Below are 23,911 nucleotides of genomic sequence, written 5' to 3'. Positions count from 1 at the left end.
ATGCGGACCGGATTCGCGTTATGTGCCCGCGCTGTTCGGTGAATACGTTCACCGATGTCCGGCCCGGCACACGCGAATCGGGCTGTTTCCCCGACGAGTTCGCGAATCCGGCGGGGCTGCGTCCGGTGAGCGTCCGCGGTCCCGGCTGCCGACCCCGGCGATACCGACCGAGGCGGCCCCGATGTGGGCGGCGCGGCGACGATTGGGTACCCGGGCCAGGGGGCCCGATGCGGCCCCGCCGGACGAGGGGGCGCGGCAGCGGCCCCCCGTACGGCCGGAAGAACCGCAGGAAGGCTGGTCATGACCGCACTCGGACTCCTCTACCCGGGCCACTTCGCCGAGGACGACTACGCCCGCATCGAGCAGCTCCTGGGCAGTGACATCCGGGTGGACCTGGTCCACACGGACGTCGGCGAGGACGCCCACCGCCTCGAAGTGCTGCGGCAGATCGGCACGCCGGAGCGGCTGGCGAAGGGCGTCGAGCAGCTGCGGCTGTCCGGCGCGGAGGCCGTCGTGTGGGCGTGCACCAGCGGCGGCTTCGTGCACGGCTGGGAGGGCGCGCCGGAGCAGGTGCGCTCGCTGGCCGTGACGGCGGGGCTGCCGGCCTCCTCGACGTCCTTCGCCTTCGTGCACGCGGCCAAGGAGGTGGGCGCCGCCAGGGTCGCGGTGGGCGCTCCCTACCCGGAGGACGTGGCCGCTCTGTTCGCCGAGTTCCTGCGGACCGGCGGCATCGAGGTGAGCGCGGTCCACAGCTCCGGGAGCGTCACGGCCGCCGAGGTCGGCGCGTGGGGCGAGGACGAGGTCCTCGCGCTGGCCCGCGCCGCCGACACCCCCGACGCGGACGCGGTGCTGCTCCCCGACACCGCCCTGCACACGGCCGCCCATCTGCCCGCCCTCGAGAAGGAGCTCGGCAAACCGGTCCTCACCGCCAACCAGGTCACCGTCTGGGAGGGTCTGCGCCTGGCCGACCGCCGCGTCAACGCGCCCGGCCTGGGCGCGCTGTTCACCCGGGAGCCGATCGTGCAGGTGTGAGCCCGCGCACGCTCGCGGCGCGCGGGACGAGGAATAAGCGGGGACAGCCTCCTGTTAGCCGTGCGAGGACAGCGCACGCCGAATTCAGGAGGAACCCGTGACGGCAGACGAGACGCCGGCAGGCCCCGAGCCGGAGCGGACCCCGGGAGGGACGCGCACGCCGGCGGACGAGCGACGGGCGGCCGACGGGATCAGGGGGGAGGCGTACGGCGCCGCCCCCACGCCGCTGTCCGTGCTGGACCTGGTCACCGTCGGCTCAGGCCGCACCGCCGGCGACGCGCTGCGCACCAGCGTCGAACTCGCCCGGCTCGCCGAGTCCCGCGGCTTCCACCGCTACTGGGTGGCCGAGCACCACTCCATGCCGGGCGTCGCCTCCTCCTCGCCCGCCGTGATCCTCGCGCATCTCGCCGCCCACACCGACCGCATCCGGCTCGGCTCGGGCGGTGTGATGCTGCCCAACCACGCCCCGCTGGTGATCGCCGAGCAGTTCGGCACCCTGGAGGCCCTCGCCCCGGGCCGCGTCGACCTGGGCCTGGGCCGGGCCCCCGGCACCGACGGCGCCACCGCGGCCGCCCTGCGCCGCACCGACCGGCCGCACGAGGGCGCCGACGACTTCCCCGAGCAGCTCTCCGAACTCACCCGCTTCCTCGACGACGACTTCCCCGACGGCCACCCCTACCGCCGGGTGCACGCCGTGCCCGGCCCGGTCCAGGCGACCTCGCCCGGCGGGGTGCAGTCCCGCCACCGCCCGCCGATCTGGCTGCTGGGCTCCTCCGGGTTCAGCGCCCGCCTGGCCGGACTGCTGGGCCTGCCCTTCGCCTTCGCCCACCACTTCTCGGCGCAGAACACCGTTCCGGCGCTCGACCTGTACCGGGAGTCCTTCCGGCCGTCGGCGGTCCTCGACGCGCCGTACGCCGTCATCGGGGTCTCCGTGCTCGCCGCCGACGACGAGCGCGAGGCCCGCCGCCAGGTGCGGGCCACCGGCCTGAACATGGTCCGGCTGCGCAGCGGCCGCCCCGGCCTGTTCCCCTCCCCGGAGGAGGCCGAGGCGTACGAATACAGCCCGCTGGAGCGGGAGTTCGTCGACTCCTGGACGGCGAACATCGTCCACGGCACCGCCGAGGAGGTCCGCTCCGGTCTCGACGGCCTGCACAAGCGCACCGGCGCCGACGAGTTGATGCTCACCAGCCACGCCCACCGCGGCGACCTGCGGCTGCGATCCTACGAACTCGTCGCCGACGCCTACGGGTTGCCGACCGCGTAGGAGGTGCTCTCCAGCAGCTCCGAGATGCGGTCCGGCGTCACCGGGCGGGAGTACAGCCAGCCCTGCCCGGTGTCGCAGCCGATGCTGCGCAGCCGGGTGGCCTGCGCTGAGGTCTCCACGCACTCGGCGGTGACGGTCAGCCCGAGCCGGTGGGCGAGGGCGATCATCGCCTCGACGACGACCTCGTCGGCCGGGTTCGGCGGGGCGTCCGGCCCCTCGTGCTGGAAGCCGCGCACGAACGAGCCGTCCAGCTTCAGCACCGACACCGGCAGCCGGCTCAGATAGGCCAGGTTGGAGTAGCCGGTGCCGAAGTCGTCGATGGCGATGTTCACACCCATGTCGCTGAGCGCCTGGAGGGTCTGCAACGGCTGCCCCGCCGAGCCCATCACCGCCGACTCGGTCAGCTCCAGCTGGAGCAGCCGCGGGGAGAGCCCGGTCTCGGCGAGGATCCGCGCCACGTCCGCGACCAGGTCGGAGTCCCACACCTGACGGACCGCCACGTTGACGCTGACGAAGAGCGGCGGCTCGTCGGGGTGGTCCGTCTGCCAGCGGCGGGCCTGCCGGCAGGCGGTGTCCAGCACCCAGCGGCCGAGCGGCACGATCGAGCCGTCCTCCTCGGCCAGCGCGACGAACCGATTCGGCGGCAGCGGGCCGAACCGCGGATGGTCCCAGCGCACCAGCGCCTCCACCCCGCGCAGCCGTCCGTCCGCCATGCCCACCAGCGGCTGGTACTCCAGCCGGAACTCACCGCGTTCGATGGCGGGCCGCAGCGTGGAGGCCAGCGCCTGGCGGGTCATCAGATGGGCGTTGCGCTCGGGGTCGAACAGCGTCCAGCGATCCTTGCCGTCGACCTTCGCCCAGTACAGCGTGGTGTCGGCGGCCTGCATCAGCCCGGTGGCGGTGGTGCCGGCCGCGTGCCGTTCGACGACCCCGATCGACGCGGACACGTTCAGCCGCTGCCCGGACAGGTCGAACGGCGCCTGGAGCGCCTTGAGCGCCGACTCGGCGAGGTCGGCGACCTGCTCGGTGCCGGTGGAGTCCGCCACGAGCAGCGCGAACTCGTCCCCGCCGAGCCGGGCCACCAGCGGCACGCTCGGCCGGGTGCGCCCCGCCTCCTCGGCGCAGGCGGTGAGCCGCTCGGCGACGGCGGCCAGGAGCCGGTCGCCGACCCGGTGGCCGAGGGTGTCGTTGACTGCCTTGAACCCGTCGATGTCCAGGTAGCACAGCCCGATCCGGCCGGTGCCCCGCTCGTTGTGGACCTCCGCCTCCAGCGCGGCCGTGACCCGCTCGAAGAACAGCGTGCGGTTGGGCAGCCGGGTGACCGGGTCGTGCATCTGGAGGTGGCGCAGCCGGGCCTGGAGGTCGTGGTGGGCGCTGATGTCGGTGACGGAGAGCAGGAGGCCGTCGCCGTCCTCGTCGAGGGGCGTGAGGGTGATCTGCGTCCACAGCGTTCGGCCGTCCGGCTGCTTCAGCCGGCGGGTGCAGCGCAGTTCGGCCCGGCGGCCGCACAGCACCTCGCGGTAGGCGTGCCGGGTGCTGCCGTCGGCGGCCAGCTCCAGCAGATCGGCGGCCGGCCGCCCGGCCAGGGGTTCGCTCCCGCCGCCGAGCAGCAGGGTGAACGCCTCGTTGGCGTCGGTGATCAGGCCCGCGCGGTCGACGACGGCCATGGCGAGGGGCGCCGCCGCGAAGACGGAGCGGTAGGCGGAGCGGACGCGACGGACCGCGGGCGGGCCACCGCCGGCTCCGTCCAGGGGCTCGCCACCTGGAGATGCAGGGGTCTCACTCTCTGTGGCGGCGGACCGGTCGAGGTCTGCCGCGGGCGTCGGCCCTTCGGACGTTCCGCTCACCGCTCGCTCCCGCAGTGCACTCGATCTCTGTCCGCGCAGGAAAGTGTGCCGATCATAGAGGCTGCCCACGGACGCGCGCAGCCACTGCCCAGTGTCCCGGAACAACCGGTGCTTCTGACAGATCGTTTCTGCCCGCACCCGGCCCGGTTCCGTAGATCGCCGACCGCTTGTGACGTTCCGTGAGTGTTCCGGGGTGTCGGCGCCGGTGTCCCGGTTCCGCCCTCTCACTCGTCCGGGGCAGAAAAACAGGGCGTAGTACGACAAACCCACACAGGCTGGGTGCGGTGTCCCGTGAACCGTTCCCGGAGGTCTCCGTGCCGCGTACGCTCTCGCGTCCCCGACTGCGCAGCACCGCGGCCCTGTTCACCACCCTCACGGCGTTCGCCTCGTGCTGCATCGTCAGCGCCCGCCCGAGCATGCCGTACGCGGCGGCGCCCTGCGCTCTCAAGCGCACCGCCGCCCACCACTCGGAGGGCCTGGACACCTGGAACGCCTCCTATCCGCGGCCGGCCCGCGGGCTGGACGCCGTGATGGTCTTCCTGTCGTTCCCGGACTTCAAGCCGGTGAACTCCCCGGCCGAGCTGGCCGCCGACCATTTCCCGGCCACCAGCGACTACTTCCGCCGGGCGTCCTACGGCAGGTTCAGTCTGCGCCCGCATTCGCTCCGGCGCTGGGTCCGGATGCCGAAGCCGTCCACCGCGTACGCCATACGGCGCGACTGGGCCGCGAAGGACCGGTCCGCCTATCTGCGCGACGCGCTCGCCGCCTCCGACGCCCAGGTCGACTTCTCCCGCTACGACGTCGTCTACTTCGTCGCAGACCCGGACGCGCCCGGGGTCGACTCGGACGCCACCAAGGTCGTCAACCTGCGCACCCCGCTGCGGGCCGACGGGGCCGACCTGCGCCGGATCGTCACCGTGTTCGAGCGGCATCCGCCGGACCGGCTGGTCCTCGCCCATGAGACCGGCCATGTCTTCGACCTGCCCGACCTCTACCGCCGGCCCACCGACGGCAAGGGCGACTGGGACACCCATGTGGGTGACTGGGACCTGATGGGCAGCCAGTTCGGACTGGCCCCGGACCTGTTCGCCTGGCACAAGTGGAAGCTTGGCTGGCTCGACCCGCGGCAGGTGGTGTGCGTACGAGGCGGGGAGCGGGCCCGGCTGACGCTGGAGCCGCTCGGCGCCGGGCCGGGCACGCCGATGACGCTGCCGACGGGGTCGACGGCGTTCGGGCTGGGCGGTGGCGTGAAACTCGCCGTCGTGCGCACCGGCGCCGACAGCGTGCTCGCCTTCGAGGCGCGCGGTCCCGTCGGCAACGACCGCTCGGCCTGCCGTGCGGGCGTCCTCGTCTACCGTGTCCACAGCGGCGAGGAGTCCGGGCGCGGCCCGGTCGAGGTGGTCGACGCCCACCCCGGCACCGAGGCCTGCTGGGAGAACTCCGTCTACCCGCCCCTCGCCGACGCCCCGGTCTCGCTGGGCGAGACCTTCACCGTGCCGGGGGAGGACGTGCGGGTCCAGGTGCGGGGGCGGACCCTGGCGGGGGCGTGGACGGTGGACATCACCACGGGGCGACGGGTATGAGGCGTGCGCCTGCGGGACGGCTCGACGGGGCACGCATGACGACGGCGGGGCCGGTCACTGTGTGAACCGGCCCCGCCGTCGATTGTCGTGCGCCGCCAGGGACTCGAACCCCGGACCCGCTGATTAAGAGTCAGCTGCTCTAACCAACTGAGCTAGCGGCGCCTGCTGACGTCGTAGACCTTAGCATCCTGGTCGGCGGGGTGAGAAATCGATATCCGCACAGCTGACCGGGCCGCCCGCACGGCCGCCCAGAGCAGGATCTCGGGGCCCGGAAGCCACGGATGACGGGTGTCCGGGGCGACCACCCAGCGGGTGGAGGTGTCCCCCGGGGAGGCGAGCGGCGCCGGCACGGTGACCGCGTCCCCGTTGCCGTGGCACAGGAGCGGCGGGACCGTGCCCGTACGGCCGTCCGGGCGGCCGTCGGCGCTCCACTCCTCCCACTCCAGCAGCGACGGCAGCCGCTGGGCCGTGCCCGGCGCGGCGAACAGCAGCGTCCGCCCGCGGAACGCGGCCACCGGCCCGGAGCCCGGCCCCTCGCCCCACAGCCGGTCCAGCATCAGCCGGCCGAACATCACGGGCGCGCTCACCACGTCGAAGACGGGGCCGCAGGGCAGGACGACCGGGGCGTGCGGCCGCTCCTCCCACAGGGCGAGCGTGCTGCGCGGGTAGGCGCCGGCGGAGGCCAGCCAGGCGGCGCCGTCCGCCGTGACGGCGGCGACGCCCGACTGACCGGTGTGACCGGTGAGGGGGGCGGGGGAGGAGGCGTCCCAAGCGCTGCTCATGCCTGATGTCTACCGGGGGTGAGGCTATGATCGCCCAGAGTTGCGGGAATCCGGGACGGGAGCGGGCGGGAGACGGTATCTTGCCCGCGAGTTGCCCGCCTGGCATATGCCATGCCTTCACTCGTGGTGTGCGGCGCGGTGTCGCCGGCGGTGTCAGACGGGATCGACGTGCCCCCGGCCCTCCACGTCCCCCCGCAGCAGGTCCCGGCCGAACTCGACCATCTTCTTCGCGTAGTCCTCGGTCCACTCCGCCCGCGCGGCGATGTCCGCCGGGGTGATCCGGTCGAACCGGCGCGGATCGGCGAGCTGCGCCGCGGCCATCGCCTGGAACTCCAGCGCCCGGTCGGCCGCCGCCTGGAACGCCACCGTCAGCTCCGTCGCACGGGTGAGCAGCGCGCCCGGGTCGTCGATCGACTCCAGGTCGAAGAAGTGCTCGGGATCGCCTGCGGCCTCCGCGGGCTCGAAGAGCAGGGGCGCGGGGCGTAGCCGCGGTTCGTTCCGGCGCGGCGTGGGCTCCGCCATGTCTGGTCCTCCTCCTACGGTCGGGATGGCACCACTGGTGAGCGGACCACCTTCCATTGTCCCCCGCTCACACAAGGGGGCCTGAGCCCCGACCCTTCAAGGCCCCCGCTCCCCGCGTTGTTCCCTACCCACCCCGAGGTCCCGTGACGACGCCGAAAGCCACCCGATCGGGCACCGGTCAGGGGCGCCATCGCACGCGGTGTTCGGCGAGGTGGGAGAGCACGGCGTGGTTCGCCTCCCAGCCGTCCGGGAAGCGGACCAGCGTGCCCAGTTGGACCGGTTCCGTCGACGGGTAGTCGTCCAGGAGGTCGCTCACGCCCTCGCGGCAGACCACCACGCACGCGTGGCGGTGGCGGGAGGCCAGAACGCAGAGGCGGCCCGTCTCCAGGTGGAAGGCGGTGGCGTCGGGGCGGCCGGAGAGCGGGTGCAGGATCACCGTGACGTCGTACTCCCGGCCCTGGAGCCGGTTCGCCGTGTCGACGGTGACGCCCGCGGCGCCCAGCTCGGCGAGCGCCGCGCGGATCGCGGCCGCCTGGTCGCGGTGGGCGGTGCCGACGGCGATCCGGTCGGCGGTCAGCGGGGCGGGCGCGTCCGAGCTCTCGGACGTCGCCGCGCCGCCCCGGTCCAGCAGGCGGCGCACGACCGCGGCCACCGCCCGCACCGCCTCCGGGTCGGTGCGGGGCGTGCGCCGCGCGGGCAGCTCCAGCAGCCCCCAGCCGGACTGCGCCGCCTCGTCGATCACCCGGTCCGGGCCGGAGCCGTCCGACGGCACGGCGAAGGACAGCCGCCGGTCGCCGTGGCCGGTGCCGCTGCGGAACGGCGTGTACGGGTAGAAGGCGTCGGAGACCAGGGGCGCCGCCGACGCCGGGAGCCGCCAGGACACCGGCAGCCGGTGCTGCGGCAGCTCCGGGTTGTGCGCCAGCAGCGTCGACACCGCCGACGCCGACGGGTCGTAGGACAGGCCCGCCCACTGCTCGGCGCCGACGATCGCGAACGGGTCCAGCTGCCCCGGGTCGCCCACGAACAGCGCCCGCTCGAACAGCCCGGCCACGGCCAGCAGCCCGTCCGAACGCATCTGGTAGGCCTCGTCCACGATGGCGTGCGGCCACGGCTCGTCGACCTTCACATGCGCCCACTTCGCCGCCGTGGACAGCACCACGGGCAGACCGGAGAGCTCGCCCGCCTTCGCCGACGTCCGCACGTTCGGCAGGGCGTCCAGCGCCTTGTCGTAGGCGTCGGCGTCGCTGCTGTGCAGCCGGCCCACCGGCAGCTCGGGGTTCTTCGCGGCGAGCCTCAGCACCAGGTCGTCGACCTGCGCGTTGGTCTGCGCCACCACCATCAACGGGCGTCCCGCGTCGGCGAGTTCGAGCGCCGCGCGGACGACGAGGGTGGACTTGCCCGCGCCGGGCGGGGAGTCCACGACGACGCCGCGCGCGGTGCCGTGCAGGGTGTCGCGGAGGATCGCGCCGGTGGCGCGCGCGGCGGCCGTACCGGGGTCGAGGGCGGTGTCGGTCGTCACAGGAGGTCCTCCCGGGTGACGGAGTCGGGTGCTTCGGGGGCCTGTTCACCCGGCGGCCCGCCGTGCGTCCACGGCGTCTCCTCCGGGTCGGGCAGCTTCGCACCGCCGCGCTGCTCGTGCTCGAAGAGCGTGAAGCAGACCCGGTCGCCCTTCTCCGGCACCGACCCCGGCTCGGGTTCCCTGCCGCGGCCCATCTTGTCGACGATCCGCAGCACGAGCAGCTCCCCGCCGTCCCGCGCCCCGTCGTCCCCTTCCTCCCGGCCCGCGAACTCCGCGGTCTGCGGCTTGCCGCCCAGGGAGCGGTACACCTTCGCCCGCTCGGCCAGATGCGGCCGGTCGTCCGTGCGGACCGTGACCAGCGGGCGGGGGCTCGGCCGCTTGCTCTCGCTGTACGCCATGACGACGTCGACGACCTCGCCCGCGAACGCCTCCCCGGCCAGCCGCCGTCCCGCCATCACCAGCGGGTCGTCGAGCGCCTCCTGCGCCTCCAGGCGGGCCTGCTCACGCTCGCGGGTGGCGAGCTTGGCGGCCGCGGTGACGGCGTCGTCGCGGCGGGGCTGCGGGGGCTCGCCGGCCACGACCCGGTCGCGGTGGCCGGTGAACGACCAGCGGTCGCGCGTCCACCGCTCCTCGACGTGCGCCCCCGCGGGCAGCGTCCGCAGCAGGTCCAGGCCGCGCCACACCGCGTCCCAGGTGGGCCGCGTCCGGCTCGCCACCAGGTCGCGGATCTCCCGCTCGGCGGCGGACAGCGCGCCCAGCCGCTCGTCGGCCTCCACGCCGTCCTCGGCGGCGGCCAGGGCGAGACGCGCCCGGTCGTAGCGCTCGACGGCCGGGGCGAGCAGCTTGTTGTCGAACGCCGGGTCGGTCGCAGGACCGGCCGGCGGGCACAGCAGCTGGCCGTGCGCGTCACGCGCGAGCTCGGCGCGCAGCGCGGCCTCGGCGCCCGTGGCGTCCCCGGGCGGGTCGATCCAGGCGAGGAGCGCCCCGAGGTGCTGGTCCTCCAGGCTGGACTGCCCCGTGGCCCAGTGCCGGCCGAGGACCTCGGTCGCGGCCAGCAGCAGCGAGGAGCCGGGCACCCGGGCCCGCTCCGCGTAGTGCGTCAGCCACCGGCCGAGCAGCGGCACGCGCGGGGGCGCGGGATACGGCGTCTCCGGGTCCTGTTCCGCCGTACGGCGGAACCGCATGGAACGGCCCAGGAGCCGCACGAACTCGACGCCGGCGCGGCTCGGCACGATCAGCTGGGGCGCGTCGGCGCACAGGTCGACCTCGACCTTGACCCGCTTGCCGCTCTCCGGGTCGGTCTCGGTGCGCTCGGCCGCCTCCACGACGTCCGCGTAGGAGTCGACGTACGGCAGGACGACGTCGGCGAGTTCGGCGAGGAAGGCGAACCTCTGGTCGCGGTCGCGCGGCTGGGGCACGACCAGCAGACGGGGCGCGTCCCGGTCGGTGCCGACGAGCGCGCCCAGCGGGGCGCCGGCCTCGCCGGCGGTGGTCAGCGGCACGAACACCAGCGGCCGCGCGGACAGATGCCGGTGGCGGACGGTCGCGGCGGGCTGGGCCCGACCGGTGGCGACGGCCTCGAGCCGGGCGAGGGTCGTGATCAGCGACACATCGCCTCCAGCGCCTCGCCGCGCAGCCGCGCCGCCCGCCGCAGGGCCGCGACCGCCGGGTCGTCGGGATCGCCGGCCTCCCCGCGCGCGGCCGCCAGCACGTCCTCGACGGTGGTCAGCGCGCCCAGTTCGGCGCGGACCGGCCGGCCCAGAGTCGTCACCGCGCCGGCCTCGCGGGAGCGGCCGCGGCAGTGGAACGCCAGCTCGCACGCGGACAGGCACTCGGGCGCGTACGTCGCCGGGACCGACTCGACGGCGGCCAGGAGTTGGTCGGCGGGCAGCTCCGGGGAGAAGCAGGTGCCCTCCGGGAGCGCGTCGGCGATGTCCTCGATGCGGGTGAGCCGGGCCAGCTGGCGGTGCGTGACCGCGCGCTGCTTGCGGACGTCCACGGCGGAGGCGGTGGGCAGGTTGGAGAAGTCCTTCGGGCACACCAGGAGCACCCGGTGGCGCACGGGCGGCGCGGGGTCGAGCCGGGCGGCGACCCGCTCCAGCGCCAGCACGTACACCGCGGCCTGCCGGGCCGCCGCGCCGACCTTCGCCGGGTCCGCCGAACCGTCCAGCATCGGGAACGACTTGATCTCCACGACGGTCCAGCTGCCGTCGGGGTGCACGACGACGGCGTCCGGCTCCAGGAACGCGGGGGAGCCGGCGACGTCGAGCGCGAGCATCGGATGGTCCAGGAGCGTCCACGTCCCGGCCGCGGCGGTGGCCTCCCGCAGGGCCAGCGCCGTCCGCGCGGTGCGGCCCTCGGGGCCGACCGCCGTCAGATCGGGCACGCTCGCCCCGGCGGGGGGCTCGGCGTGCGGGTCCAGCCTCTCGTGCACCAGGCGCAGCAGCTCCGTGCCGCCGTCCGCCTTCACCTTCGCCTCGAAGGCGTTGCCGCGCGTGAGGGCGAACTGCGACTGGCCGAAGGCCGACGGCGAGCCCAGCGCGCTCGCCAGCGCCGTCTTGTTCACCCCGGCGCCGTCGAGGATGGCGCGCCGGCTGCATCCCGGGTTCGCGGCGAGCGCCGCGAGAGCACGGGCGTCGAGCGCCTTGGCCGGTACGTCGGGGCCGCGCAGCTCAGCGAGCCGCCGCCGCAGCGCCGTCCCCCGCGTCCGAGGGGGAGGCACCTGGTTCGGCTCCGCTCCCGGACCGTGACTCGCGCTGCCGTGGAATTCGCTCACCCGTGGAAGTCTGGCATCCGCCACTGACAATCGGGGCGGGGGTGGCGACAGAGGCCGCCGCCGGGGCGAGCTCGGCGCGCGTCGCGCGCCACTGGCGGACCCGCTCGGCGCGGCGCAGCACCAGCGGCGCAACCAGCAGACCGACCCCCATCACGGCCGCGCCCGCGACCGCGTCGAGGAAGTAGTGGTTCGCGGTGCCCATCACCACGATCGTGGTCACCAGCGGGTAGACGACGGCCGCCGTCTTCGCCAGCCGGGTGCGGCCGTGCCGCCACAGCATCACCCCGCACCACAGCGCCCAGCCGACGTGCAGGCTCGGCATGGCCGCGTACTGGTTGGTCATGCCGCCCATGCCGCGCGGGGCGCTCGCCGCGCCGCCCCACCAGCCCCACGAGCTGTACTGCGCCATCGTGTCGACGAAGCCGTGCTCCGCCGAGAGCAGACGCGGCGGGCAGGTGGGCAGCAGCGTGAAGCCGATCAGGCCTATGAGGGTCGACGCCATCAGCCAGGTGCGGGCTGCGCGGTAGTGCAGGGCGCGCGAGCGGAACAGCCAGACGAGGATCGCCGGCGTCACCACGTAGTGCAGCGACGCGTACCAGAAGTCGGCGGGTATGCCGATCCACGCCTGGTCCGTGAAGAGGCGGTTGAGCGGGTGCTCGGCGTTGAGGCGGAGGAACTTCTCCACGCGCAGGATGGCCAGGCCGTGGTCGACGGCCGTGGAGACGTCCCCGCGCGCGAGCAGACGGCCCGCCGTGTAGCAGGCGTAGACCAGCAGGATCAGCGGCAGCTCGGTCCACCAGCGCAGCCGGGTCCGCGGGATAGCCCCGGTGTCCGGTGTCTCGGTCTGCGGCATCCGATGCCTCCCCCTTCTCGTCGCTGCCGCGCCGGTGGCACGGAGGTGCCACTGTACGGCGTGTGCTCGCGCCCCCTGCAAGGACGTCCCCGGCCCTCATAGACGCCGGGGCCGCCCGTCGGGTTGCCCACACCCAGGGTGAGCGATGATGGAGGGACTTCGCCGCCGAATCGTCCCCTGGATTTCCCAGGGTTCTCCCGGAAAGGTCCCCCATGGCACCGCGCATCCTGCTGGCCCGGCACGGACAGACCGAGTGGTCGCTGTCCGGCAAGCACACCGGCAGGACCGACGTGCCCCTGCTGGAGGAGGGCCGCCGGGGCGCGAAGCTGCTGGGCGAGCGGCTGCGGCGGGCGCCGTTCGACGGGCTGCCCGACGTCGAGGTCCGCACCAGCCCGCTGGCACGCGCGCGGGAGACGTGCGAGATCGCGGGCTTCGGCGAGCGGGCCGCGCGGTGGGACACGCTGATGGAGTGGGACTACGGGGCGTACGAGGGGCTGGCCCCCGACGACATCCAGGCGCTGCGGCCGGGCTGGCTCATCTGGCGGGACGGGGTGCCGGAGGGGGAGTCCCTCGCCGAGGTCACGGCGCGGGCGGACGAGGTCGTGGCGTGGGCGCGCTCGGCCGAGCGGGATGTGCTGGTGTTCGCGCACGGGCACATACTGCGGTCGATCGGGGCGCGGTGGCTGGGACTGCCGTTGTCCTTCGCCGGACGGATACGGCTGAACCCGACGTCGCTGTCGGTGCTGGGATGGGCTTACGGGGAGCCGGCGATCGAGAGCTGGAACGACGTGGGGCACTTGGCGTAAAGGGGAGTCGGCGCAGGGAGCTCGCCCCGGGCGCCTGGCTTGAAGACCAGGCGCCCCGTGCCCGGTGGGTGCCGGGGTCGCGTCACGCCCGCCTCACACCGGCGTCACTCCGCGCGGTGTCGACGCGTGCTTCTCCAGGAAGTCCGACACCCCCGAGGCACGGCGGTGGGGGAGGAGCACCCTGGCTGTGCCGGCGAGCATGGTCTGGATGCGTGAGGACTGCACCTGGCTCAGCAGGTTAAGGACCCGCAGGCCCGCCGCCGCGGCCTCGTCGGGCCGGCCCCCTCGTGCGAGGTCGTCCGCCAGCTCGGCCGTGTACAGGGCGATGTTCCGGGTGAAGTGCGGGTCCTGGAGGTCCGCCGCCCGGCGCGCGTGGCGTGCGGCGCGCGGCCAGTCGCCCAGCGTCGACCAGCACTGCGCCTCGAGTCCCTCCAGCTCGGCCTCGCCGTAGAACGACATCCACTCGGGGTCGGCGTCCGTGTCGCCCCGCGCGTAGAGGGCCTGGGCGCGGGCGAGGGCCTGCTCGCAGCCGGTGCGGTCGGCGAGCCCCGCCCAGCCGCCCGCCTCGCGCAGCGCGAGCAGGGACATCAGCCGGGGTGAGCCGAGCGGGCGGGCGACGCGCTGCGCGGCCTGGGCGGCCCGCACCGCCTCACGCGGGCGGCCCGCGTCGCGCGCGAGGAACGCGGTGTTGCAGAAGGCGTGCGCCTCCAGCGCGTGGTCGCCGGTCATCCGGGCGGTGGCGAGAGCCTCGGCGTAGTGGGACCGGGCGTCGTCGAAGCGGCCGGAGTCGTGCGCCAGCCAGCCGACGGAGATGGCGAGTTCGCCGGCGCCCGAGTGGAGCCGGTCGACGGTGGCCTGCCGGGTCGCCCCGGCGTCCAGCAGCGCGTAGGCGGCACGCAGCGGTGTCGCGGCGCGCCGGTAAAGGCCGTCCGCGCCGTGCCGGTCGTCCAGCAGCCGGATCCTGCGGACCGCTTCTTCGAGGGCGCCGGCATGGCTGCTCGAGGCGCGGCGGACGGGACGCTCCGGGGCGGGCGCCTCCAGGGCGAACCCGAGCGGGCCCAGCGAGGCGGCGGCCACCGTGGCGCCTCCGCCGGTCATGAATGCGCGACGCAGCACGTCGCTCTCCTCGTGGTCGTGGTGCGTGTCGTACGGGTCCTGCGTGTCATACGGCTCGTACGTCCGGCGCGTCTCACCGGCGCCCGGCGCGCCCGCGGGGGAACGCGTCGGGCGGCCGGGGTACGCAAGAGGCGCTTCCTCCTCCATGCGCGCCCCCCGCCCGCGTACGGACGAACGGGGTGCGAACCCCAGGTCGGTGAGTGTGCGGCCGGGGAACATGTGCAGGAACACCCGCTCGTAGGCGTAGTTGGGACAGCGGATCTCCCCCGCCTCGACCCGGCCGATGTAGCGCGCGTCGCAACTGACCCGCTCGCCGATCTCGCGCGCGGCCCGCCGGACCAGCGCGGCGAACTCGGCCGGCGAGCGCTGTCCGCGCAGTCGCCGGAAGGCGAGGTTGGGTCGTTGGGGCCGGTCGGGCCGTGGTGGGGGCACCGTCGACGACGCCATGGCCGGGTCCTCTCGTGCGAACCGTCCAACCATGCCGGGCGCGGGGCGAGCCGATCGATCGTCCGAGGTGATCACCCTGTTGTCCGGCGGCAAGAACGTACCTGCTGTGACCGGACCGCCACGCGGTGTTTGGCCACAAACCGGATATCTCCTACGAGATCTGCCATGAACTGCCATCCTTTGCGGCGGACTTCCGCCGTAGCCCTTGACGGGCGTGACGCGTTGAGCCCTGTGGACCGGGAGCCGCCCGACTCCCGCGCCGCTCGCCGAAGGAGGGGTTCAGTGGTGGAGGCCGGGATGCAGACCAGCCGGAACGTCGACGTCGAGTGCAGTGAGCCGCAGCCGGGGTGTGACGTGGTCACCGTCCCCACGCGGCAGGGGCTGGAGGCCGTCGACATCCTGCGCAGGCGGGGTCCGGGAGAAGCGGTGGGACCCGTGCTGCACGACGACGGGGGCGGGACGCTCGGCTTCGTGGTGCCCGCGGGCACGGCCGCCGCCTGGGACGTGCCCGGCAGCACCTGTACGGGGACGGACGGCCGCGGGCTGCGGCTGCCCCCCGAGCCGCCGGTCGAGGGCGCGGACTGGCTGGTCCCGCCCGGCGAGGCGGATCTCGCGACGGATCCGGCGGTGCTGCGAAGAGCGCTGGGCGAGGCGGCTCGCGTCATCGAGGCGGCGGACAACTGCCGCTGAGACCCGCGTCATCGAGGCGGCGGACAACTGCCGCTGAGACCCGGCAACGCACCTGCGAGAATGCCCTCATGGCACGGTCCCGCACCTCTCGTCGCGAGCGCGACGCCGAAGCCGTCGTCGAACCCGTGGACGGCGGGCAGGCCCGGCTGGTGGCGGACCGGGACCGCGCGCGGGCCTGGACGCTGCTGATCGACGGGGCGCCGCAGTCGCACGTCGACCTCGACGACCCGACGTACCTGTCCTTCGAGTACCAGCGCCGCCTCGGCCACGTCCTCGACCTCGCCGCGCCGCCGGGCAAGCCCCTGCACGTGGTGCACCTCGGCGGTGGCGCCTTCACCCTCGCCCGGTACGTCGCCGCCTCCCGCCCCCGCTCCACCCAGCAGGTCGTCGAACGCGACGCGCGTCTCGTCCAACTGGTCCGGCGTGAACTGCCGTTGGACCCCGGGGCGCGGATCAGGGTCAGGTCGGCCGACGCCCGCGAAGGACTCGGCAAGGTGCCCGACGGATGGGCCGACGTGGTCATGGCCGACGTGTTCAGCGGGGCCCGCACCCCCGCGCACCTGACGTCGGCCGAGTTCCTCGACGAGGTCCGCAGAGCGCTGAAGCCCGGCGGGCTCTACGCCGCCAACATCGCCGACGGCCCGCCGCTGGCCCATCTGCGCGGCCAGATAGCCACCGCGGCCGCCCGCTTCCGTGAACTCGCCCTGGTCGCCGACCCCGCCGTGCTGCGCGGCAGACGGTTCGGCAACGCCGTCCTGGTCGCCTGCGACCTGCCCCTGCCGGTCGCCGAACTGACCCGCCGGGCCGCCTCCGACCCGCACCCCGGCCGCGTCGAACACGGCAGGCCGCTCCTCGACTTCACCGGCGGAGCCGCACCGGTCACGGACGCCGCGGCCGTGGCGTCACCGGCCCCGCCGCCCTCCGTCTTCGAGTAAGAGCCCGACCCCGCACCGGAGTTCAGTAGGTGTTGACGTCCACCCGGGGCGGCCCGTCGTGCCAGGTGCAGAACACCGTGACCCGGTCCGCGCCCGAGGCGAAGTCCACCCGGATCCACGACTGCGTCTTCCACACCTGCATGGACCAGCCCGCGCCCGGTGTCGCCGAGACGAGCGACGCGGACGTCGTGCCGAGGTCGAGGACCACCCGGCCGCCCTCGGTGTCATAGCTCTTGACCTCGCCCGACGAGCCGGGCCCGCCGGGGGCCGCAGCCCTGGAAGCGTCGGAGGCGGACGTGCCCGAGGCGGACGGGCCGGAGGCGGACGGGCCGGAGGGGGACGGAGGCGGTGCCGACGACGTGTCCGGCGTGCGGCTCGGCCGTGCCGGGGACGCGTCGGCGGAAGGGGAGGGCGAGGGGCTGCTCGTCCCGGCCGCCGGCGGTTCGCTCGCCCCGGCCCGCCCGGTCGCCTCACCCGCCGTCAGCGGCAGGGCGCGCGGCGGGTCGTAGGCCGTGCCGGCCATCACCGTGTGGACGCCCCACCACGACAGCGTGACCGCCGCGCCCGTGGCGAGCGACCACGCGAGCAGGTGTACGAGTCCGCTGCGCATCGCGGCCATCTTGCCCCACACGCCCCACGGGTGTCGCACGGACGTACGCCAGCACCGCATGGACACCTCACCGGTTGTCCACATGCGACGAGTTGTCCACAGGCCCGAACCGGGCTCGCCGGCATGGCGTAGGTTGCCGCGCATGGCAAGTGTGCTCGTGGTCGAGGACGACCAGTTCGTGCGTTCGTCGCTGATCCGGCACCTGACCGACGCCTCGCACCTCGTGCGCAGCGTCGGGACGGCGCTGGAGGCGCTGCGCGAGGTCGCCCATTTCCGCTTCGACGTGGTCGTCCTGGACCTCGGACTGCCCGACCTGGACGGCTCCGAGGCCCTGAAGATGCTGCGCGGCATCACCGACGTGCCGGTCATCATCGCCACCGCCCGCGACGACGAGACGGAGATCGTCCGGCTGCTGAACGCCGGGGCGGACGACTACCTCACCAAGCCCTTCTCGGTGGAGCACCTCTCCGCACGGATGGCGGCCGTCCTGCGCCGGTCCCGGGCCGGGGCGGGGTCGGCCCCGCCGGCCGCGGTGCTGCGGGTCGGCGGACTGACGGTCGATCCGCTGCGCCGCCAGGCGGAGTTGGACGGGGCCCGGCTGGACCTCACCCGCCGCGAGTTCGACCTGCTCGCCTTCCTCGCCGGCCGGCCCGGCGTCGTCGTCCCCCGCCGTGAACTGCTCGCCGAGGTCTGGCAGCAGTCCTACGGCGACGACCAGACCATCGACGTCCATCTGTCCTGGCTGCGCCGCAAACTGGGCGAGACGGCGGCCCGCCCGCGCTACCTGCACACCTTGCGCGGCGTCGGCGTGAAGCTGGAACCGCCCTCGGCGCAGGACTCACCGCAGGACCCCGGGGGGCCGCCGTGAGGTGGGCTCTGGTCAAGGTCTGTCTGGCCGTCACCGCCATGGTCGTGGTCGCCTTCGCCGTCCCACTCGGACTGGTCATCAAGGAGATGGCCCGCGACCGCGCCTTCTCCAACGCCGAGCGGGAGGCCGCCGTCGTGGTCCCCGCGCTGTCCATCACCACCGACCGGGGCGAGTTGGAGCGGGTCGTGGCCTCCGCCGGCTCCGGTGACGACATGGCGGTGCACCTGCCGGCGGGCGAGGGCCGCCAGGCCGCCCGCCTGGGCCGCCCGCGTGCCGCCGACTCCGACGTCGAGGCCGTGCGCGCCCTGGGCCGCGCCTCCACCGCCGGCGTGCCCGGAGGTTCCGTGCTGCTCCAGCCCGTGGCGCTGGGCCTGGGCACCGTGGTGATCGAGGTGTACGTCCCCGAGGCCGAGGTCAGCAACGGCGTCGCCACGGCGTGGGCGGTGCTGGCCGGGGTGGGCGCCGCGCTGATCGTCGGCTCGGTCGCCGTCGCCGACCGGCTGGGGGTGCGGATGGTGCGCCCGGCCCAGCGGCTGGCGCAGGGCGCGCACGAACTGGGGGAGGGCAAGCTCGGGGCGCGGGTGCCCGAGGACGGGCCGACCGAACTGCGGCTGGCGGCAGTCGCGTTCAACTCCATGGCCGACCAGGTCGTACAACTTCTCGCGAACGAGCGGGAGTTGGCGGCGGACCTGTCCCACCGGCTGCGGACGCCGCTGACCGTGCTGCGGCTCAACGCGGCATCCCTCGGCGACTCCCCGGCCGCCGAGCAGACCCGGGCCGCGGTCGCCCAGTTGGAGCGGGAGGTCGACACGATCATCCGCACGGCGCGCGAGGCCAAGCCGCAGACGGCCGCCGCCGGACCGGGCGCCGGCTGCGACGCGGCCGAGGTCGTGCGGGAGCGGATGGCGTTCTGGTCCGCCCTCGCGGAGGACGAGGACCGCACCGTGCGGGTGGCCGGAGTGGACCGGCCGGTGCGCATCCCCGTGGCCCGCGCCGACCTGGCGGCGGCGCTGGACGCGCTGCTCGGCAACGTCTTCCGGCACACCCCGGAGGGCACCGCCTTCGCCGTCGACGTGCACGACGCCGAGGACGCGGTGATCGTGCTGGTGTCGGACGCCGGCCCCGGCATACCCGACCCCGAGGCGGCGATGGCGCGCGGCCGGGGCTCCGGGAACGCGGGCTCGACCGGGCTCGGGCTGGACATCGTGCGCCGGCTCGCGGAGTCGACCGGCGGGGACGTGCGGATCGGGTCCTCGGTGCTGGGCGGGACCGAGGTGCGCGTCCGGCTCCAGCTGAGCGGGCACGAGCCGCCGCGCCGGGGACACCGCGGGGCCGTCCGCAGACGCCGCGCGGGCCGCCCGCGCCGCCCGGGATCGGTCTTCCCCCGCGCGTGACCTGCCCCGTCGTGGATCTCACACCGGGCGAAACGGGCCGAGTCGGGTCGATTACGGTTCGACAACCGGCGCTCTCATCTCTTGACGCGTGCCGGGAAACGGGGCTGTCATTGCGCAACCGTGTTCGGTCAAGTTCGTTTCTGGTCAATTAAGGTCCGCTTTCAGCCGGGCTGTGTGGCCGAACCTTGCCCTTGGAGCCGTACATGCACGACCTCTCCCCCTCCGGCCTCGCCCACCGCGCCCCCAGTCGCCGCACCCTCCTGCGCGGCATGGGCGGCGCCGCCGTCCTCGGCGCCGGCATCCCCCTGCTGAGCGCCTGCGGCGGCAGCGGCACGGCCGCCGCCGACCCCAAGACGGTCACCGTCGGCTCCAACGCGTCCGACCCCGTGCCCAAGAAGGCCTTCGCCGACATCTACGCGGCCTTCACCCGGCAGTCCGGGATCAAGGTCCACGTGAACACCAAGGACCACAACACCTTCCAGGAGCAGATCAACTCCTACCTCCAGGGCACCCCGGACGACGTGTTCCACTGGTTCGCCGGCTACCGCATGCAGTTCTTCGCGGCCAAGAAGCTCGCCACCCCGGTCGACGAGGTGTGGCAGAAGATCGGCGGCGACTTCCCCGAGGCCATGAAGGCGCTCAGCAAGGGCGAGGACGGCAAGTACTACTTCGTCCCGCTGTACACGTACCCGTGGGCGCTCTTCTACCGCAGAAGCGTCTTCCGGCAGTACGGCTACACCGTCCCCACCACCTGGGACCAGCTCGTCGCGCTGTGCAAGCGGATGCAGCAGGACAAGCTCGTGCCGATAGCCTTCGGCGACAAGGACGCCTGGCCCGCGCTCGGCACCTTCGACCAGATCAACTTCCGCACCAACGGCTACGACTTCCACGTCGAGCTGATGGCGGGCAAGGCCTCCTGGACCGACGCCAAGGTGCGCAGGACCTTCGACCACTGGGCCGAGATCCTGCCCTACCACCAGGACGGCGCCGTGGGCCGCACCTGGCAGGACGCCGCGCAGACCCTCGTCTCCAAGAAGGCCGGCATGTACCTGCTGGGCACGTTCGTCGCACAGCAGTTCACCGACCAGGCCGACCTCGACGACCTGGACTTCTTCGCCTTCCCGGAGATCGACCCGGCGTACGGACAGGACACCGTCGAGGCGCCCACCGACGGCTTCATGCTCAGCAAGGCCCCCAAGAACAAGCAGGGCGCCTTGAAACTGCTGGAGTACCTCGGCACCCCGCAGGCCGAGGCGGTCTACCTCAAGGCCGACCCGAGCGTCGTCGCCGCCTCCACCAAGGCCGACACCTCCTCGTACACCGCCCTGCAGAAGAAGGCGTACGCGATGATCACCGGTGCCAAGAGCCTCACCCAGTTCATGGACCGCGACAGCCGGCCCGACTTCACCTCCACGGTGATGCAGCCCGCGCTGCAGAAGTTCGTCCGCGACCCCAAGGGCGTCGACAGCCTGCTGACCTCGATCGAGCGGCAGAAGAAGACGATCTTCGCGTCCGGCTGATGAGCACCGACACCCACGACACGACGGGCCACCGCCGTCTGCTCACCCGGCGTGACCGCTTCACGCTCGGGCTGATGGCCGGTGTGCCCACGGTCCTGCACGTGGCCCTCGTCTGGGTCACCGCCCTCGCCTCGATCGCGCTGGCCTTCACCACCTGGGACGGCATCGGCTTCGACTCCATCCGCTGGGTGGGCCTCGCCAACTTCAAGGAACTGTTCACCACCAACCCGCAGTTCTGGCCGGCCGTCGAGCACAACGTCGTCTGGTTCGCCGTCCTCATCCTGATCCCGACGCCGATCGGCCTGTTCCTCGCCGTGCAGCTGGACAAGAGGATCCGCTTCAGCCGGGTCTACCAGACCGCGTTCTTCCTGCCCGTCGTGGTGTCCCTGGCCGTCATCGGATTCGTCTGGCAGCTCGTGTACAACCCCGACACCGGGCTGATCAACAGCCTCATCGGAGCGAACCGGCCCGGCCACTACATCGACTGGATCGGCGACCCCGACCTCAACCTCTGGGCCGTCCTGGTAGCCGCCTCCTGGCGGCACGCCGGATACATGATGATCCTCTACCTGGCCGGCCTGAAGAGCGTCGACCCGGCGCTGCGCGAGGCCTCGGCACTGGACGGCGCGGGCGAGTGGCAGACGTTCAGGAACGTCGTCTTCCCCGCCCTGCGCCCCACCAACACCGTCGTCCTCGTCGTCACGATCATCGAGGCGCTGCGCGCCTTCGACCTCGTCTTCGTCTTCAACAAGGGCGCCCAGGGCACCGAACTGCTGTCGATCCTGGTGACCGACAACATCATCGGCGAGTCCAGCCGCATCGGCTACGGCTCCGCCATCGCCGTCGTCCTCCTGGTGATCTCCCTCGTCGTGATCATTCCCTACCTGGTGGCGACCTTCCGGAAGGAGCGGCGCGCATGAGCACCGCGAGCGCCGCGGGCAGGCAGCGCACCCCCGTCCGCCCCGCCCGGATCCTGCTGCACGCCTTCCTGGTCGTCACCGCACTGGCCTGGCTCGCCCCGCTGCTGTGGGCGCTGCTCGCCGCGATGCGCCCGTACGCCGAGACCAGCAGCAAGGGCTACGTCTCCTGGCCCGACAAGCTGAGCCTGGACAACTTCACCGACGCCTTCCAGCAGTCCGACATGCTGCACTACTTCGGCAACACGGTGATCATCGCCGTCCCGGCGGTGGTGCTCACGCTGTTCCTGTCCTCGATGGTCGCCTTCTACGTCAGCCGCTTCGACTTCCGCCTCAACCTGGCGCTGCTGCTGGTCTTCACCGCCGGCAACCTGCTCCCGCAACAGGTCGTCATCACCCCGCTGTACCGCCTGTACCTGCTCATCGACCTGCCCGGCATCACGGTGAGCGGCAAGCTGTACGACTCCGCCCTCGGGCTCGTGCTCATCCACGTGGCGTTCCAGTCCGGCTTCTGCGCCTTCGTGCTGAGCAACTACATGCGCTCCCTGCCGCACGAGCTGACCGAGGCCGCCCTCGTCGACGGCGCCTCCGTGTGGCGGCTCTACCGGCAGATCGTGCTGCCCCTGTGCAAGCCCGCGATGGCCGCCCTGGCCACCCTGCTCTCCATCTGGATCTACAACGACTTCTTCTGGGCCCTCGTCCTGATCTCCACCGGCGAGAACATGCCGATCACCTCCGCCCTCAACAACCTCTCCGGCCAGTACTTCACCGACCCCAACCTCGTCGCCGCCGGCGCGCTCCTCACCGCGATCATGCGCGGGGCGCGGCGCACCCCCCCCGGTGTGCCGCGCCCCGTCCCCCGCTCCCCCGGAAGGGTCAGGTGGTCTCGAGTGCCGGGAGCGTCCCCGTCTTCGCTGCCTGGGCGTACCACAGGGCGCTCGACTTCGGGGTGCGGGCCAGCGTCGCGTAGTCCACGTACACCGCGCCGAACCGCTTCTGGTAGCCGTACGCCCACTCGAAGTTGTCCATCAGGGACCACAGGAAGTAGCCCCGGACGTCAGCGCCCTCCGCGATGGCACGGCGGACCGCCCGCAGATGGCCGTGCAGGTAGGCGACGCGCTCCGGGTCGTGCACCCGGCCGTCGGCGTCCGGCTTGTCGTCGTAGGCCGCGCCGTTCTCCGTGATGTAGAGCGGCAGGCCCGGGGCCTCCTTGGTGTACCGCATGATCAGGTCGTGCAGCCCCGTCGGGTCGACCGTCCAGCCCATCTCCGTGCGCTCGCCCGGCGTCTGGTGGAAGGCGACGTCCTCCGCGCCCGGCCAGGGGGAGTGCGAGCTCGCGCCGTGACCGTCCGCGCGCGGGCCCTTCGGGTCGGCGTCCGCCGCCGAGACGAGCGTGGGCGTGTAGTAGTTGAGGCCCAGCGCGTCCAACGGCTGCTGGATCGCGCGCAGATCGCCGTCGAGGACGAACGACCAGTCGGTGACCGACGACGTCGAGGCGAGCAGCGTCCCCGGGTACGCGCCGCGCAGCAGCGGGCCGTGGAAGACGCCGTTGGCCAGGTCGTCGATCGTGCGGACGGCGGCGAGATCTGCCTCCGTCTGCGAAAGGGGCCGCACCACCGAGGAGTTGAGGCTGATCGCGATCGAGTTGCGGGCCGGCATCGCCGACCGCAGCGCGGACGTGCCCAGCCCGTGCGCCAGGTTCAGGTGGTGCGCGGCGCGCAGCGAGGCCGCCGGGTCCGTGCGGCCCGGCGCGTGCACACCGGAGGCGTAGCCGAGGAACGCGCTGCACCACGGCTCGTTCAGCGTGATCCAGTGCTCCACCCGGTCGCCGAGCGCCTCCCCGACGATCTGCGCGTACTCGGCGAACCGGTGCGCCGTGTCGCGCTCCGGCCAGCCGCCCGCGTCCTCCAGCTCCTGCGGGAGGTCCCAGTGGTACAGGGTGATCGCCGGCTTGATGCCCTTGTCCAGCAGCTCGTCCACCAGACGGCGGTAGAAGTCCAGGCCCACCTGGACGGCGGGGCCGCGCCCGGTCGGCTGGACCCGCGACCACGAGATGGAGAAGCGGTACGCCGACAGGCCCAGCTCCGCCATCAGCGCCACGTCGTCGCGGTAGCGGTGGTAGTGGTCGACGGCGATGTCACCGGTCTCGCCGCCGGCGGTCCTGCCCGGCGTGTGGCTGAAGGTGTCCCATATCGACGGGGTGCGGCCGTCCTCCCGCACCGCCCCCTCGATCTGGTACGCGGAGGTCGCGGCGCCCCAGAGGAAGGCGGGAGGAAAGGTCACCGGGGTGGCCGACTGTGCGGACTCAGACATGGAAGCGCTCCCATGGTTGGTCGTCGAGGTCGTCGCCGACCGACGGAGGATGGGGGGTGAGGTGATGCGGTTGGTACGGAGGGGCCGAGGCGACGATGACCCGGCCCCGCCAGGAGA

General features: G+C 73.4%; 20 protein-coding genes, 1 tRNA gene and 1 pseudogene. 11 read left to right on the top strand and 11 right to left on the bottom strand.

Annotation, left to right across the window (positions count from 1 at the left end; translation table 11 throughout):
• Window positions 1-300 precede the first annotated feature (300 nt).
• Both ACFYXA_RS29590 and ACFYXA_RS29585 read left to right on the top strand, forming a co-directional pair.
• Entirely contained in the window at window positions 301-1,032 is a 732-nt protein-coding gene (locus tag ACFYXA_RS29590; protein WP_389038577.1) for a decarboxylase, read from the top strand.
• Window positions 1,033-1,129: 97 nt separating this feature from the next.
• Window positions 1,130-2,296: an LLM class flavin-dependent oxidoreductase gene (locus tag ACFYXA_RS29585; protein WP_389038574.1), complete on the top strand. Its 1,167-nt coding sequence runs from the start codon at window positions 1,130-1,132 to the stop codon at window positions 2,294-2,296.
• Here ACFYXA_RS29585 and ACFYXA_RS29580 read toward each other — a convergent pair.
• Complete coding sequence (locus tag ACFYXA_RS29580; RefSeq protein WP_389038571.1) at window positions 2,275-4,143, bottom strand: putative bifunctional diguanylate cyclase/phosphodiesterase; 1,869 nt, start codon at window positions 4,141-4,143, stop codon at window positions 2,275-2,277. The two genes, ACFYXA_RS29585 and ACFYXA_RS29580, sit on opposite strands and share 22 nt — an antisense overlap.
• A gap of 284 nt (window positions 4,144-4,427) precedes the next feature.
• On the opposite strand from ACFYXA_RS29580, the gene ACFYXA_RS29575 reads away from it, so the two are divergent.
• Entirely contained in the window at window positions 4,428-5,726 is a 1,299-nt protein-coding gene (locus ACFYXA_RS29575; protein ID WP_352249664.1) for a M6 family metalloprotease domain-containing protein, read from the top strand.
• A gap of 88 nt (window positions 5,727-5,814) precedes the next feature.
• On the opposite strand, the gene ACFYXA_RS29570 is transcribed toward ACFYXA_RS29575, so the two are convergent.
• From ACFYXA_RS29570 to ACFYXA_RS29540, 7 genes are all read right to left on the bottom strand, one after another.
• Window positions 5,815-5,888: transfer RNA gene (locus tag ACFYXA_RS29570), tRNA-Lys, on the bottom strand.
• A complete protein-coding gene (locus ACFYXA_RS29565) occupies window positions 5,879-6,508 on the bottom strand; it encodes a bifunctional DNA primase/polymerase (protein WP_352249666.1) in 630 nt (209 codons plus the stop codon). The genes ACFYXA_RS29570 and ACFYXA_RS29565 overlap by 10 nt, the downstream gene beginning before the upstream one ends.
• A gap of 153 nt (window positions 6,509-6,661) precedes the next feature.
• Window positions 6,662-7,030, bottom strand: coding sequence for a hypothetical protein (locus tag ACFYXA_RS29560; protein ID WP_352249668.1), 369 nt, complete (start codon window positions 7,028-7,030; stop codon window positions 6,662-6,664).
• A 178-nt stretch (window positions 7,031-7,208) separates the two neighbouring features.
• Window positions 7,209-8,549 carry an AAA domain-containing protein gene (locus ACFYXA_RS29555; protein ID WP_389038564.1) on the bottom strand — a complete coding sequence of 447 codons (1,341 nt, stop codon included), beginning with the start codon at window positions 8,547-8,549 and terminating at the stop codon, window positions 7,209-7,211.
• The gene (locus ACFYXA_RS29550) at window positions 8,546-10,159 is read right to left on the bottom strand and encodes a hypothetical protein (protein ID WP_352249672.1); all 1,614 of its coding nucleotides are present in this window, start codon (window positions 10,157-10,159) and stop codon (window positions 8,546-8,548) included. Before ACFYXA_RS29550 ends, ACFYXA_RS29555 begins: the two co-directional genes overlap by 4 nt.
• On the bottom strand, window positions 10,150-11,271 hold the full coding sequence (locus ACFYXA_RS29545) for a hypothetical protein (protein WP_352249674.1): 1,122 nt from the start codon (window positions 11,269-11,271) through the stop codon (window positions 10,150-10,152). Before ACFYXA_RS29545 ends, ACFYXA_RS29550 begins: the two co-directional genes overlap by 10 nt.
• The gene (locus ACFYXA_RS29540; RefSeq protein ID WP_352249676.1) at window positions 11,222-12,178 is read right to left on the bottom strand and encodes a phosphatase PAP2 family protein; all 957 of its coding nucleotides are present in this window, start codon (window positions 12,176-12,178) and stop codon (window positions 11,222-11,224) included. The genes ACFYXA_RS29545 and ACFYXA_RS29540 overlap by 50 nt, the downstream gene beginning before the upstream one ends.
• A gap of 212 nt (window positions 12,179-12,390) precedes the next feature.
• Between ACFYXA_RS29540 and ACFYXA_RS29535 the strand changes: the two genes are divergently transcribed.
• Window positions 12,391-12,984 carry a histidine phosphatase family protein gene (locus tag ACFYXA_RS29535; RefSeq protein ID WP_352249678.1) on the top strand — a complete coding sequence of 198 codons (594 nt, stop codon included), beginning with the start codon at window positions 12,391-12,393 and terminating at the stop codon, window positions 12,982-12,984.
• Window positions 12,985-13,077: 93 nt separating this feature from the next.
• Here the strand turns inward: ACFYXA_RS29535 and ACFYXA_RS29530 are convergent, their stop codons facing one another.
• Window positions 13,078-14,547, bottom strand: coding sequence for a tetratricopeptide repeat protein (locus ACFYXA_RS29530; protein WP_352249680.1), 1,470 nt, complete (start codon window positions 14,545-14,547; stop codon window positions 13,078-13,080).
• Between the two features lie 297 nt (window positions 14,548-14,844).
• On the opposite strand from ACFYXA_RS29530, the gene ACFYXA_RS29525 reads away from it, so the two are divergent.
• Complete coding sequence (locus ACFYXA_RS29525) at window positions 14,845-15,237, top strand: hypothetical protein (RefSeq protein ID WP_352249682.1); 393 nt, start codon at window positions 14,845-14,847, stop codon at window positions 15,235-15,237.
• 68 nt (window positions 15,238-15,305) lie between these two features.
• Entirely contained in the window at window positions 15,306-16,172 is an 867-nt protein-coding gene (locus ACFYXA_RS29520) for a spermidine synthase (RefSeq protein ID WP_389038555.1), read from the top strand.
• A gap of 22 nt (window positions 16,173-16,194) precedes the next feature.
• Here ACFYXA_RS29520 and ACFYXA_RS29515 read toward each other — a convergent pair whose 3' ends face one another.
• Window positions 16,195-16,791, bottom strand: a complete 597-nt coding sequence (locus ACFYXA_RS29515) for a hypothetical protein (RefSeq protein ID WP_389038898.1) — start codon at window positions 16,789-16,791, stop codon at window positions 16,195-16,197.
• Between the two features lie 133 nt (window positions 16,792-16,924).
• Between ACFYXA_RS29515 and ACFYXA_RS29510 the strand changes: the two genes are divergently transcribed.
• The 5 genes and pseudogenes from ACFYXA_RS29510 to ACFYXA_RS29490 all read left to right on the top strand — a co-directional run.
• Window positions 16,925-17,650, top strand: coding sequence for a response regulator transcription factor (locus ACFYXA_RS29510; RefSeq protein ID WP_389038552.1), 726 nt, complete (start codon window positions 16,925-16,927; stop codon window positions 17,648-17,650).
• The gene (locus ACFYXA_RS29505) at window positions 17,647-19,044 is read left to right on the top strand and encodes an ATP-binding protein (RefSeq protein ID WP_389038549.1); all 1,398 of its coding nucleotides are present in this window, start codon (window positions 17,647-17,649) and stop codon (window positions 19,042-19,044) included. Before ACFYXA_RS29510 ends, ACFYXA_RS29505 begins: the two co-directional genes overlap by 4 nt.
• A 203-nt stretch (window positions 19,045-19,247) precedes the next feature.
• A complete protein-coding gene (locus ACFYXA_RS29500; RefSeq protein ID WP_389038546.1) occupies window positions 19,248-20,564 on the top strand; it encodes an ABC transporter substrate-binding protein in 1,317 nt (438 codons plus the stop codon).
• On the top strand, window positions 20,564-21,484 hold the full coding sequence (locus tag ACFYXA_RS29495; RefSeq protein WP_352249692.1) for a sugar ABC transporter permease: 921 nt from the start codon (window positions 20,564-20,566) through the stop codon (window positions 21,482-21,484). Before ACFYXA_RS29500 ends, ACFYXA_RS29495 begins: the two co-directional genes overlap by 1 nt.
• Window positions 21,481-22,293: pseudogene (locus ACFYXA_RS29490) on the top strand (carbohydrate ABC transporter permease); the annotation flags it as partial. The gene ACFYXA_RS29495 and the pseudogene ACFYXA_RS29490, both read left to right, overlap by 4 nt.
• Window positions 22,294-22,357: 64 nt before the next feature.
• Here the strand turns inward: ACFYXA_RS29490 and ACFYXA_RS29485 are convergent.
• A complete protein-coding gene (locus ACFYXA_RS29485) occupies window positions 22,358-23,794 on the bottom strand; it encodes a GH1 family beta-glucosidase (protein ID WP_389038543.1) in 1,437 nt (478 codons plus the stop codon).
• Window positions 23,795-23,911 lie beyond the last annotated feature (117 nt).

It is taken from the genome of Streptomyces sp. NPDC002566 (assembly GCF_042889585.1).
Classification (GTDB): Bacteria; Actinomycetota; Actinomycetes; order Streptomycetales; family Streptomycetaceae; genus Streptomyces.
Note: the sequence above shows the minus strand (reverse complement) of the source record. Positions and strands in the feature narration are given on the sequence as shown.

Excerpts from the sequence above, each read along its gene's own strand:
- ACFYXA_RS29535 (WP_352249678.1), top strand. The coding sequence starts at position 12,391 with ATGGCACCGCGCATCCTGCTGGCCCGGCACGGACAGACCGAGTGGTCG.
- ACFYXA_RS29500 (WP_389038546.1), top strand. The coding sequence starts at position 19,248 with ATGCACGACCTCTCCCCCTCCGGCCTCGCCCACCGCGCCCCCAGTCGC.
- ACFYXA_RS29565 (WP_352249666.1), bottom strand. The coding sequence starts at position 6,508 with ATGAGCAGCGCTTGGGACGCCTCCTCCCCCGCCCCCCTCACCGGTCAC.
- ACFYXA_RS29510 (WP_389038552.1), top strand. The coding sequence starts at position 16,925 with ATGGCAAGTGTGCTCGTGGTCGAGGACGACCAGTTCGTGCGTTCGTCG.
- ACFYXA_RS29540 (WP_352249676.1), bottom strand. The coding sequence starts at position 12,178 with ATGCCGCAGACCGAGACACCGGACACCGGGGCTATCCCGCGGACCCGG.
- ACFYXA_RS29495 (WP_352249692.1), top strand. The coding sequence starts at position 20,564 with ATGAGCACCGACACCCACGACACGACGGGCCACCGCCGTCTGCTCACC.
- ACFYXA_RS29525 (WP_352249682.1), top strand. The coding sequence starts at position 14,845 with ATGCAGACCAGCCGGAACGTCGACGTCGAGTGCAGTGAGCCGCAGCCG.
- ACFYXA_RS29515 (WP_389038898.1), bottom strand. The coding sequence starts at position 16,791 with ATGGCCGCGATGCGCAGCGGACTCGTACACCTGCTCGCGTGGTCGCTC.
- ACFYXA_RS29530 (WP_352249680.1), bottom strand. The coding sequence starts at position 14,547 with ATGGCGTCGTCGACGGTGCCCCCACCACGGCCCGACCGGCCCCAACGA.
- ACFYXA_RS29560 (WP_352249668.1), bottom strand. The coding sequence starts at position 7,030 with ATGGCGGAGCCCACGCCGCGCCGGAACGAACCGCGGCTACGCCCCGCG.
- ACFYXA_RS29520 (WP_389038555.1), top strand. The coding sequence starts at position 15,306 with ATGGCACGGTCCCGCACCTCTCGTCGCGAGCGCGACGCCGAAGCCGTC.
- ACFYXA_RS29590 (WP_389038577.1), top strand. The coding sequence starts at position 301 with ATGACCGCACTCGGACTCCTCTACCCGGGCCACTTCGCCGAGGACGAC.
- ACFYXA_RS29485 (WP_389038543.1), bottom strand. The coding sequence starts at position 23,794 with ATGTCTGAGTCCGCACAGTCGGCCACCCCGGTGACCTTTCCTCCCGCC.